Origin of the sequence: Phocaeicola sp. HCN-40430 (assembly GCF_037890285.1) — a bacterium.
Taxonomy (GTDB): Bacteria; Bacteroidota; Bacteroidia; order Bacteroidales; family Bacteroidaceae; genus Phocaeicola; species Phocaeicola acetigenes.
Window position 1 is genome coordinate 109508 of record NZ_JBBKBS010000007.1, and the last position, 12816, is coordinate 122323.

The following is a 12816-nucleotide window of genomic DNA, read 5'->3' on the forward strand; positions in this document are numbered from 1 at the left end:
GAAGCCAACGATACAAGCATCGTTGTTTTATACCATACCACAAAAAAAATCCCTATCCGAAAGTAAAATATCACTCTTCGGACAGGGATTTTCCAAAACTATAAACTAATATTATTTACTTGAAATCTCCGGTTCACCGGCCTGTTCAAACTGACCTCCACCCAAGCTCTTGAACTTGAATGTATAAACGAAGTAACCGCCATCGTATACAGTGGTTGATACAACATAGTGTACATCGGCTCCATTCATTTGAGCATCTGCATTCGGATATTTCAATTCCAAAAGCTTCTTGGCACCCTCAGCAACCATGTTTGCAAGATATACTTCTGCCTCTTCATCACTCTTGTCTGCCAGTACACCATCAGGGTCGTTAGAACGACGTTTCGGCAAACTAACGTTGAAGTTTGAATAGTTTACACTGGCACCAAACCAATATTCAGAGTCTTTGTATTTAGCATCGATGTATCCCGGATGATTTTCTGCCACCCAGTCTACCAGAATCCGATAGTCATCTTTGGTCATTGACACATTTACAATCGGGCTAAAAATCCACTGGCCACTTACCACGATATAAGTCTCCTTGCTCTTGGTCACAATGTTCTTATTGAGTATCCAAGCAGTATCGTACTTATATTCGTCGCCAATCATAGTGGTAGTCTTATTGGTGCTGTTGTAATATTTATAAAGAACTACCTTGCTATCGCCTTGCTGTGCATAAGGATATTTACCTGCCAGGAATTGTGGCAAATAGTTTTCAGGCTTATCAGAAGAGCTGAAATTGTCGTGAGAACCCGGAGCACCCATCGCATCATAATCTGCCGGAGCTACCAATATAACCTCACTACCCTTATAAGCTTTCCACTGAGCGCCATCGAACTGATACAACGCATTGTATGGTTTTTCGTTTGTTACAGACATGCGTGATGTAGTCACTTTTACATCATCAACACGGACAGTAGTAGTAGCCACGTTGTCCTCTCCCTGATAGCGGAATGCGAAATAAACATTCTTACCATTATATTCCGACAAAGAATAAGTACCGACATTGGCCTTGTTATCCATTGTTGCTTGTGGTATATTAAATGAAGAAGTAATATTCACCCATTCACTTTCCACAAATTCTCCGCCCGCATATGTATCAGAAATATAAACAGACAAACAATTGCCCTTATAATATCTCTGAGTTACATTGAAAGTAAATCCAGCATCTGTACTTGTGATATTTACGGCCGGAGTAATTAACCAACTATCCAATTTTCCACCTGTTCCATAAGCTGAGACTTCCGCAAATAAATCTCCACTATACTCATTAGCCTTCCATTTTACAGAGCCTTCTACCACTTCAGACTTCCAATCTGTCAATGTAGTAGTCACTTCATCTCCTTTTACCAATGAATTGAAATCTTCAGAGAACAGGTCTTGACCCTGTACATATTCCGGATCCTTATCATCGTACTTATAGTCTACTGCAACAAAACTGCCTGCAGAAGCATCCGACATACTAGCCTTCAACACTTCCGGTAATACTGTTTCGGGAGCATGTTTAGGACTCAGGAAAGACATTGTTTCTTCTTCACCCCAAACTTTTGCATAGTCATCGTCTGTCAACTCATAGATAGCAACATTAGCAAACTGTTTTACTTCCTCAGAAATTTCTTCCTGGAAATTATATGTAACCCCTACAGTAGAACCTTCTCCCCACGAAGGATATAAAGATTTCAATATAGCAGGCACATACTTATCTGCAGTAGCAAATGAGTTCAAAGCTAAATCTGTCTTTACCTTATTAGCCAAAGCTTTATTGGTTTCATCTTCTCCAGCATCAGACAACGCTGCTTTTGCGATGCTTTCATAATCGGCCTTCGTCAAGACATATTCTTCTTTGCTTTTGGTTACATCAGAACCCTGAGCATCTATTTCCTGATAAATGTCGCCTAAGGGATCGCACGAAACCATCATGGTTCCCAATAACGACATAGCAATTAAATTATATTTGAATTTCATATTAATCATTCTTTTATCGATTAAAACATTACTTTAAAACCGGTTGACCAAGTAGTACCAAATCCGTAATATACCAATGCTGTATCCCAGTTATGGTTTGCTCCATCTTTGGCATCAGCAATATAGCATGTATTTGTTACGTTGTACACATTACTATATACTACAGCTTTCAAGCCCTTGCATAATTCGAAGCGATAGCTCAAGCCCAAATCGATTGTATAGAAATCAGGCAACTGCCATGCGTCTATACCTGCATCAGATTTACTGGTACGGTTTGCCGGATCGAAATCAGCGTAGTTCTTACCAGCATAGTTATAATCGACATTCAACTTAAATCCTTTGAACATTTCCCAAGATGCAGATAAGGCACCTGTCATCTGTGCAGAGTTTCCTACATGTACATCTTTTACATATGCATTGTAAGTACCTATAGGCTTATCCATATCATCGTATAAAGTAAAGCTTACATCATCAGCCCATCTCCAGTCACCATAAGAGAACATACCTTTCAGCTCCAGGTTCTGTACCGGTTTGTAAGTAGCTTCCAATTCAACTCCCATATGTACGGCATCCAAACCGGTAATATTAGCAGATTCACCAGCTGTAATCTGTCGGCGCAAACTCTTATCGTTCCAACGAGTATAATAACCGTTTAAAGCCAAGTTGAAATTTTCAGTGCTGAAACCATAACCTAACTCGAAAGTCATAATCTTTTCGTACGGAGCATCAGCATTTGCTTCAATGGTATTATTGGGGAATACAGAATTGAAGAATGGAGCACGTGTAAAGTAACCGGCATTAAAGAATGCATTATGATTTTCTGTAAACTTATAGTTAAATCCACCTTTCACACTCCAAGGCAAGAAGTGATAGAAGTCTGAGATTTTCTTTCCGTCAATAGGCTTTCCACCACGATCGTGATAACGATAAGCTTCTTCAGTCAATGAAGCAGAAGCGAAAGCAGACCATTTTTCTACAGAATATTCTGCCTGAGCAAACAAACCTGCCCAAACAATTTCACCTATGCTATAATACTGTACATAATCACCTTCTTTCAGTTTCTGGTTAGGTGACTGGAAATCCAAAGCCTTACTTCCCGGATAATAATATTCTCCACCCAGCAAATTATCAATCTTTTCAGCGTGATAACCTCTATAGTAACGTCCGTCGAAACCACCGGTGAAAGTAAAATGCTCAGTAAAGCGATTCTTATAAGAACTCAATATTCCATACCACTTATGGTCGTTAATGGCATTGGTAAAGATAGCCTGAGAACCATTTTCCGATTCAGCATTGGCTTTCATTGCAGATTCATAATCGATTAATCCGCTTTCGGTCATCATCGCTTCTTCTTCCGGACGTCCTGTATTATAATTGATAGTCAACCAGTCGCTATGATTACCACGAACACGACGTCCACCACCAGTAGCAATTGATGCATACAGAGAAGTAGACAAAGAAGAGTTTTCATCAATAGTCCAGTAATGGTTCAATGAAATCTGAGGTTTGTGGTAGAAATTATAACCATATCCACTACCTGTCAGTTCACCATTAATATATCCGTAACCATTATTAAATCGACCGCCGTCGGGACTGTTTTTATAGTCTTCAATCTTATGCATAGTGCTACGCTGATTATGCCACTGAGGAGCACCAAATGCAGTAAGAGACAATTTATGATGAGCATTGATTACTTTCGAGATATTTCCAAAATAAGTCCATCCTTCATAATTTGTTCCTTTTACATAACCATCACCAGTATTCAGAGCTCCCATCAAAGTAACAGCCCAACCATTATCCATCAAACCGGTAGACAATGAAACTGAATACTTGCGATAGCCATCATTACCAATACCAACATAAGCAGAACCTCCACGTTTTGCTTCTGTACTCTTGGTTACCATGTTCATGGTACCTCCTACAGAAGAAATACCCAAAGCAGAAGCTCCCAGACCACGCTGTACCTGAATGAATTGGCTAACATCAGACAAACCAGACCAGTTTGACCAGTAAACTTTACCGTTTTCCATACCATTGATAGGTACACCATTAATCAAAATACCTAAATTTGAAGAATCGAAACCACGCATATTGATACGTGAGTCACCATAACCTCCACTTTCACGAGTTACGTATACAGATGGAGTAGACTTCAGCAATTCAGGGAACTCCAAGTTACCTACCTTCTCTTCAATTGTAGCCAATTTCACATTTGAAATAGGAATAGGTGTTTGACGGTCACTCTTGATAATAGAAGCAATGACACTTACTTCATCCAAGCCAATAGCATCCGGTTTCATGGCAATCTCTCCCAAATCCACCGTTCTTCCCGAGAGTTTTACCTCCCGACGTACTTCATTGTAACCTACATAGCTAAAAACCAAAGTAGCTTTTGAGCCTTTCACTTCGAAAGAAAAATTACCGTCTACATCGGTAATAGTACCTAAAGAAGTTCCACTAACAGATACAGTAGCACCAATCAATGGCTCACTGTTATCAGCATCTACGACCCTACCTTTTAATGTAGCCTGAGCTACAGCTGTTGCAATACTACATACAGTAAGTACTGCAAACAAAAGGAAATGTTTCAGATGTTTTTTCATACGTCTCTCTAAATGTTTAATGAAATTTAAATTTGTTTATAGACAAATATAGTAAAATTATACAATAATATCATATTTATAATTAAGCAAATCAGATATTTAACAGCTTTATGTTAATAGCTTATCCTATTAACAATACATTCTCATAAAGTGAAATAAGTTTAATACTTTAGAAACGGCTTCCTCTTGAGAGTTTTTATAATTAACACATTATAATTTATTAGCACCAACAATAATCTAGTTTCAGTCCTTTGTTATTCAAATTCAATGCAAATATAAGTTTTTTAACTCATATTTATATTACGAAACAATTACAAATTGTCAGAAGAGAACAAAATAAATCCAATTTTCGCCCCATTATCCAATCGTTTTGAGCCTGTTTTCAATTATAAACATTATATAAAATAAAAAATTTATAGCAAAAGTATTATGCTGCCAATACAAAGCAAGACAAAACAGAAAATATGTTTTTAGCAGAAAATAACACATCCGAAGAAAATAATACGTTGCTTTTTACGGCTCTTCCATTTTTTTCTTAACTTTGCGCTGCAACTGATAAGATAAAATACGGAATTATTTTAAACAATAAAATATAGAGATTATGATGACTATTGACAAATTCAACTTTGCCGGTAAAAAGGCAATCGTTCGTGTGGACTTCAATGTTCCTTTGAACGAAGAAGGTAAAATTACTGACGATACTCGTATCCGCGGTGCACTGCCTACTTTGAAAAAAGTATTGGCTGACGGTGGTGCTTTGATTATCATGTCACACATGGGTAAACCTAAAGGCAAAGTAAACGCTAAATATTCTTTGAGCCAGATTGTAGACGCTGTATCTGCTGCTTTGGGTGTAGCTGTTCAGTTTGCTCCTGACTGCGCTAAGGCTTCTGAAGCTGCTGCTGCTTTGAAACCGGGTGAAGTATTGTTGCTGGAAAACCTGCGTTTCTATCCTGAAGAAGAAGGTAAGCCTGTAGGTATCGACAAAGAAGATCCTGCTTACGAAGATGCGAAGAAAGCAATGAAGGCTTCTCAGAAAGAATTCGCAAAAACATTGGCTTCTTACGCTGACTGCTACGTAATGGACGCATTCGGTACTGCTCACCGTAAACACGCTTCTACTGCTGTAATCGCTGACTACTTCGATGCAGACCACAAGATGTTGGGCTACCTGATGGAAAAAGAAGTACAGGCTGTAGACAACGTATTGAAAGATATCAAACGTCCGTTCACTGCTATCATGGGTGGTTCTAAAGTTTCTACTAAGATCGGTATCATCGAAAACTTGATGGACAAAGTAGACAACTTGATTCTGTGCGGTGGTATGGCATTTACTTTCGCTAAAGCTCAGGGTGGTAAGATTGGTAACTCATTGGTAGAAGACGACAAACTGCAGTTGGCTCTCGACATCATCGCTAAAGCTAAAGCTAAAGGTGTAAACTTGGTTTTAGGTTGCGACTGTGTAGCTGCTGACAAGTTTGCTAACGATGCAAACACTCAGGTTTGCGACGACAAGAACATTCCTGACGGATGGATGGGTCTGGATGCAGGTCCTAAGACTCAGGAAGAATTCAAAGCTGCTATCAAGGGTGCTAAGACAATCTTGTGGAACGGTCCTGCAGGTGTATTCGAAATGGATAACTTCGCAGCTGGTTCTAAAGCAATTGCAGAAGCTATCGCAGAAGCAACTAAAGAAGGTGCATTCTCTTTGATTGGTGGTGGTGACTCTGTAGCTTGTATCAACAAGTTCGGTATGGCAGATCAGGTATCATACATCTCTACTGGTGGTGGTGCTTTGCTGGAAGCTATCGAAGGTAAAATCCTTCCGGGTATCGCAGCAATCCGTGGCGATAAATAATTTATCCTCACTATAATAACTATAAAGGACGTACTGATCAGTACGTCCTTTTTTTTATGTAAAATATCATCTTGAAAAGCTCCTTTTACACAAATAAAGAGTCAAAGAATTCTGCTATAATTTTTATCAGCAACCTTTTAAAAAAGAGACAAAACAAAAAGTTGAGCCAAAGACCGTATATTCCATTTACGGCACCATTGGTTCAACTTTTCACAATCAGTTTATTTCCTGTCCAGCTAAACAAGGAATCACTCAGCAACTCCCGAAGGATTATTCTTTCGATAAAGACTATCTATGATACCATCCGATAAACCAATAATAGGAACATAAATATAAGTAGAATGAAGAATATCAGCAATAGTCAGGAAAATATCTCCTGCAGGTACAATTACGTCTGCACGGTCGGGCTTCAAACTATACTGTTCCATTCTTTCTTCCACCGACAAAGCTTTCAGTGCATCGTGCAAATGATGCAATGATGCAACCGACATTCTTTTCAGTTTTTTATCTTTCTTTTCTATCAAACGATACAGTTTATTGATGTTTCCACCAGAACCAATAATATTAATCTGAGGATAAGAACGGAAAAGTTCTTCCATATCCAGACGCAGTCTGTCCCATTCTGTATCTTTTACAGCATTATTCAAAATACGGACCGTACCAATATTATATGAACGACTACACATCAGTTCCCCTTTCGACAGGAAATTAATCTCCGTACTGCCTCCACCTACATCCACGTAAATATAATTACCCTTACGGTCTTCCATATATTCCAGATGGTTGTTATAGATAATTCCGGCTTCCTCCTGCCCATCAATTATCTCTATCCGGATTCCAGTTTTCTTTTCTATTCTTTTTATGATATCCTTTCCGTTTCGGGCATCACGCATAGCCGAAGTAGCACAAGCACGATAATCCTGCACATCGTATATCTTCATCAGATTACTGTACGACTTCATTAAGCGGACCATATTTTTCTCTTTCTTCTCTGATATTTCTCCTTTAGAAAAGACATCAAATCCTAAGCGCAAGGGCACACGCAACAGCAATTCTTTAAACGAACAAAGTTGTTCTCCCTCCCGTTCAACTCGCTTTATCAACAAGCGAACAGCATTCGAACCGATGTCTATCGCAGCATAGTTCAATGCTTTCTCCTCTTTATTCTGTGTTTTCATTCCCATTTTATTTAAAGTTATATTTTCTCATTCTCTGCTAAATAATATTTATACAAAGCCTCCTGTGAACGGAAATCCGATTCTCCAGAAGCTTCCCAGAAGTGATTTTCTCCTGTTCCATCTACAATACGGCCTTGCACATTATCCAACAAGCCATATTCCACGATACGCTTCATTTCACCCTTTATCACCGGATCGTACACCGGAGTAATCACCTCAATACGATGATCCAAATTACGCGGCATCCAGTCGGCAGATCCCAAGAAGATTTTTTCATCACCACCGGCAGCAAATACAAAGATACGAGAATGCTCCAGATAACGGTCGATAATTCCATGAATTCTGATATGATCACTCACTCCATGAATACCAGTCATCAAAGAACAGTTTCCACGAACTACCAAATCTACATCTACACCAGCCTGTGAAGCCTCATAGAGTTTCTCTACCATCACCGGATCTGTAATGTGGTTGATTTTTATTTTAATATAAGCCGGCTTTCCTGCCCTCTTATTCTTAATCTCCTCATTTATCAGAGCAATAAACTTCTTCTTCATCTCATTAGGAGAGACAAGCAGATTTTTAAAGCGAACAGGACTATACGGACGTTCTATAAAATCGAATACAGTATTCACCTCTTTTACCAAGGAAGGAAGAGCAGTCATCAGCACACAGTCTGTGTACATACGTGCATTCCCTTCGTGGAAATTACCCGTACTGATACAAGCAATATCCGGTCCTTTTTTCATTCCGATATGTGTGATTTTAGAATGCACCTTCAGTCCTTCCACACCGAAAATCACCTTAATGCCGGCATCCTGCATTTTCTTTGACCAGGTAATATTGGAAGCCTCATCAAAACGAGCCAACAATTCGATAACCACAGTTACCTTCTTTCCGTTACGGGCAGCAGCAATCAAGGCTTTTACCACCTTCGACTCTTTTGCCAAACGATACAAAGTAATCTTGATACTATGAGTCTGCTTACTTACGGCAGCTTCCTGCAAAACACGAATAAAAGAATCAAAATGATGGAAGGGAACATGGATAAAGCGATCTTTCTGACGAATCTTTTCCAGCAGACTTTCTTCTCCATCCAATTCCTTCTTCAGCACAGGCGGCCAAGCAGGATATTTTAATTCAGAATGTCCGCAATCCGGAAATCCCATCAAGTCTTTGTGATTCTGATAACGTCCACTGCTTAATACTGTATCCAGACTATCCAAATCCAATTTCTTCAATACACGCTTCAGCAAATCTTTCGGCATACTTCCATCATAAAGTACACGTAAAGGTTCACCACGCCGGCGGCTCTTTACACCTTTCGAAATCTTCTGAAGTGTACCCGAACGCAAGTCATTATCAATTTCCATCTCTGCATCGCGGGTAAACTTAAAGGCATAAGATTCAAAGTCTGTATACCCCAATCCTTCAAATACCAATGGGAGACAACAGCGAGCTACATCATCCAGATACATCAGATAACTCTTTCCATCCGAATCCGGCAAACGCACAAAACGCCCACATACATTTACCGGTAGTTCAATATACGCATAATCCACCGAACGTTTGTCGTCACCATCAGCTACTTTCACAGCAAGATAAATATTCTCATCATTCTCACTGTCGAGCAATTTCACAGCAGAGAACCATACCGGAATCATCAATCCGCTAAGATTCTTTTTATAATAAGCACGTATAAAGTCCAGCTGCTCCGGAGAGACCTCCTTATCCGAAACTAAATAAATATTGTTTTTACGAAGTTCTTCCGTAATACGGTCTACAGTTTCCTCATACTCCTTTACATATCGCGCATTCAGTTTACTGATTTGCTTAATCAGTTTTTTAGCATGCTCACGCTCACGCACTGCCGATCTGTCCATACATTCTGCAATGCGGTTTTGAGTAGCCATACGTACACGGAAAAACTCATCGAGGTTATTTGAGTAAATCCCCAAGAATGTCATACGTTCCAGCAAAGGCACATGCGGACGTGTAGCCTCCTGCAAGATACGACGATTAAAATACATCCAACTAATATCTCTCTCAAGATAATAATCTTCTTTTTTCTTTTTCTGAGCCATGATACAATTTTTTTGTAAAGAAAGAGAATCCATGTTACAAGACTATGTCAAAAAACATAACTTTTTATCTTCTGGCTCATAAAGATAAAAAGTTTTTTTCATTATTTATACAAATTCCTCTACCATATACATATGATGTATCTGATTTTGAGGAATAAACTGTTCCAATTCGTCCAACATGACATAACGTGAAGATTGAACCCAACGAACAAAATCAGGATTAGGGCGGTAGTTCTCTGCAAACGCCAGCAAATGATCCAAATTAAAATCCGTACTTACAATACCCGCTCCGTTTTTTACAGCATCAAAAGCATTACATTCCTGCTCAATATGTGCCGGAACCATCAACAGAGGTTTTCCCAAATACATGGCTTCACATACCGATTCAAAACCTGCTGTGCTGGCATAAGCCTTACAGCCTGCCATCTGACGTAAGAATTCCACATCGTCCAGCTGATAGAAAGACAAGGTATCATCGACTTTCTTCACCGGTTCTTCCCCCCAGCTATCCCAAAAGAAGCGAAGAGGCACTTCCGGATGTTCGTTATGCCATTGGCACACATTTTCGGCAAAGCCCACATTCAGCATATATCCGTGGATATAGTTTCCGGAAGATACTTCCTGTGTAAAGACATCTTCTCTCAACAGTGGAGGTACAACATGTGTTTTTCCGTCTTTAGGCATAGAACGGAACGACAAGGCCAGTCTGCATTTTGCTCTCAACGAAGTCAAACGGCTAAACACATTCATCAGAAACAGACTGCAACGATTCTGTTTAGGTAATTCAAAATCTTTATGGAGGAACAGATACTGATGTCCCAGACAGATTTGAGGTACAGACGGACGGAAGAAGAAATAAGTCAAACCAGTAAGTAATTCATAAAAATTGATTACAATATCAGCACCGCTTTCCTGTATTCTCTGATTAATATAGCACATGCTTTCCACATATTCCGGCAAGCGAAGTATATTATAAAAAACACTGCGAGGCAAGTTCATATATGTTTTAGCTCTTGACGGCAGGAAGTTAGGACTCAGAAACTGTTTGACCGGTGCGTGTACGCTTCTATGGAAAAAGCCCGGCAAACGACGTGTCTCACTCTTGCCTACCAGAATCTCTACGACTTCATGTCCGTTATCACGCAACAGTTTCTCTAACGAAATAGCTTGGGTAAGGTGACCTCTTCCCTCTCCCTGCACAATAAACAATGCTTTCATAATGCTATATTAAAATAATATTTTTTATATTTACCCTATTGATAGTAAGTGTTTCAGGCGATATCCTCCAACTCATACACTGCAGATATTTCACAAAAGAAATCTTCTGCCATAGATTCTACACGCTCTATTACATCTTCTACCGTTTCACCATAAGCACAACACTGATCATATCCCATCAAATAACCATAGTAATCGCCCGAAGGTGTACACTCTACCATATATTTTCCATTTACAACTTCCATAATATTGCTCCTTTTTAAAAACTACTCAAAATACGACAATCCATATTTCGGGAAGATGTACAAACAGTTACTTTTCCATTAAAAATCAATATTTATCGCATACCAGACAAAAAACATTAATTTTGCAGCCGAAACAACATGAAAGAATATGAAACATTATACTACTTACCTGTTCGATTTTGACTATACACTGGCCGATTCATCCAAAGGTATTGTGCTCTGTTTCCGCCATGTACTCAACCTTCATGGTTACACTGGCATTACAGATGAAAAAATAAAACGTACTATCGGAAAAACTCTGGAAGAGTCTTTTTCAATACTGACCGGAGTTACCGATGCCGACACACTGGCAGCTTATAAAAAAGAATATGTAAAAGCTGCCGACCAGCATATGACTGTCAATACCTTTCTTTTTCCGGAAACCCTGTCCGTACTTACCCAACTAAAGCAAGATGGTGCCCGGATTGGCATTATCTCAACCAAATACCGCTATCGGATTATGGAACTGCTTTCCCAGAAATTCCCGGCTCAGTTTCTTGATATTATAGTAGGCGGAGAGGATGTAAAGACTCCCAAACCTTCACCCGAAGGACTTCTTTTTGCTATCGGACATCTCTCCGTTCCCAAAGAGGAAACCTTATATATAGGAGACAGTACAGTAGATGCAGAAACAGCCCAAGCAGCCGGAGTCGATTTCATGGGAGTCTTACATGGAGCTACAACCCGCAGTGAACTGGAAGCATACCCTCATGTTGGAATTGCACCCGACCTTACTCTTCTGACAGAATAAAAATCCGGACAGAAAGGAAAGAATATTACCATTCAGAAGAGATAAACAAAGAAAAATCGCTATATTTGTTACAAACAACTAAACCTCATACACTATGAATGACCATTATGTAATTAATCTTGGACGTCAGTTGGGTAGCGGCGGAAAAGAGATAGGAGAAAAACTGGCAAACGATTTGGGTATTGCCTTTTACGACAAAGAACTGATCAATCTCGCTTCCGAAGAAAGTGGTCTGTGCCGTGAGTTCTTTGAAAAAGCCGATGAAAAAGCTTCACAAACCTTGTTGGGAGGACTGTTTGGAACACGCTTTCCTTTTATAACAGAAGGAGCTTATCCTTATAATTCTTATCTGAGCAACGATTCTTTGTTTAAGATACAAAGTGATGTCATCCGTCATTTGGCTGAAAAGCAGTCCTGCCTTTTTGTAGGACGCTGTGCGGACTATATTCTGCGCGACCATCCGCGTTGTGTCAATGTTTTTGTTTCCGCTTCGCCTGAAGCCCGTATCGAACGTTTGACCAAACTTCATCACATCAGTGAAGAAGAGGCAGAAGAATTAATGGAAAAAGCAGACAAAAAGCGTTCTTCTTACTATAACTACTACAGTTACAAGACTTGGGGAGCAGCTGCCACTTATCATCTTTGCATCGACTCCTCTGTTTTGGGTATTGACGAAACGGTGAAGTTCATCAAACAATTTGTCAAACAGAAACTTCAATTGCCTTAATCCTGATTGGAATACATTGGTAATGTAAACGATAAAACATCCTTTCTCTTTCTACTATAATCCTATGCAGAAAAGAGAAAGGATGCTTTTTTATCTTCAGCGTTTAGGC

The 12816-nt window shown here is 39.4% G+C and carries 9 protein-coding genes; 3 read left to right on the forward strand and 6 right to left on the reverse strand.

Annotated elements, in window-relative coordinates; all coding sequences use genetic code 11:
• Positions 1-111: 111 nt before the first annotated feature.
• Positions 112-2004 (reverse strand): choice-of-anchor J domain-containing protein, encoded by a 1893-nt coding sequence (locus WKU26_RS04950; RefSeq protein ID WP_340321121.1) that lies wholly within the window; start codon positions 2002-2004, stop codon positions 112-114.
• Positions 2005-2024: 20 nt separating this feature from the next.
• On the reverse strand, positions 2025-4607 hold the full coding sequence (locus tag WKU26_RS04955; protein WP_340321122.1) for a TonB-dependent receptor: 2583 nt from the start codon (positions 4605-4607) through the stop codon (positions 2025-2027).
• A gap of 601 nt (positions 4608-5208) precedes the next feature.
• On the opposite strand from WKU26_RS04955, the gene WKU26_RS04960 reads away from it, so the two are divergent.
• Complete coding sequence (locus tag WKU26_RS04960; RefSeq protein ID WP_340321123.1) at positions 5209-6465, forward strand: phosphoglycerate kinase; 1257 nt, start codon at positions 5209-5211, stop codon at positions 6463-6465.
• A gap of 248 nt (positions 6466-6713) precedes the next feature.
• On the opposite strand, the gene WKU26_RS04965 is transcribed toward WKU26_RS04960, so the two are convergent.
• The 4 genes from WKU26_RS04965 to WKU26_RS04980 all read right to left on the reverse strand — a co-directional run bounded on the left by WKU26_RS04965 (position 6714) and on the right by WKU26_RS04980 (position 11190).
• Positions 6714-7643 (reverse strand): Ppx/GppA phosphatase family protein, encoded by a 930-nt coding sequence (locus tag WKU26_RS04965; RefSeq protein WP_445323214.1) that lies wholly within the window; start codon positions 7641-7643, stop codon positions 6714-6716.
• Between the two features lie 17 nt (positions 7644-7660).
• The gene (locus WKU26_RS04970; RefSeq protein ID WP_340321125.1) at positions 7661-9727 is read right to left on the reverse strand and encodes an RNA degradosome polyphosphate kinase; all 2067 of its coding nucleotides are present in this window, start codon (positions 9725-9727) and stop codon (positions 7661-7663) included.
• Positions 9728-9832: 105 nt separating this feature from the next.
• On the reverse strand, positions 9833-10945 hold the full coding sequence (locus WKU26_RS04975; protein WP_338158854.1) for a glycosyltransferase family protein: 1113 nt from the start codon (positions 10943-10945) through the stop codon (positions 9833-9835).
• A gap of 53 nt (positions 10946-10998) precedes the next feature.
• Entirely contained in the window at positions 10999-11190 is a 192-nt protein-coding gene (locus WKU26_RS04980; RefSeq protein ID WP_178265893.1) for a type II toxin-antitoxin system HicB family antitoxin, read from the reverse strand.
• 148 nt (positions 11191-11338) lie between these two features.
• Here WKU26_RS04980 and WKU26_RS04985 point away from each other — a divergent pair, with 148 nt between their 5' ends.
• Both WKU26_RS04985 and WKU26_RS04990 read left to right on the forward strand, forming a co-directional pair.
• Complete coding sequence (locus WKU26_RS04985) at positions 11339-11980, forward strand: HAD-IA family hydrolase (RefSeq protein WP_340321126.1); 642 nt, start codon at positions 11339-11341, stop codon at positions 11978-11980.
• Positions 11981-12074: 94 nt separating this feature from the next.
• Positions 12075-12707: a cytidylate kinase-like family protein gene (locus tag WKU26_RS04990; protein WP_269877844.1), complete on the forward strand. Its 633-nt coding sequence runs from the start codon at positions 12075-12077 to the stop codon at positions 12705-12707.
• The last annotated feature ends 109 nt before the right edge of the window (positions 12708-12816 follow it).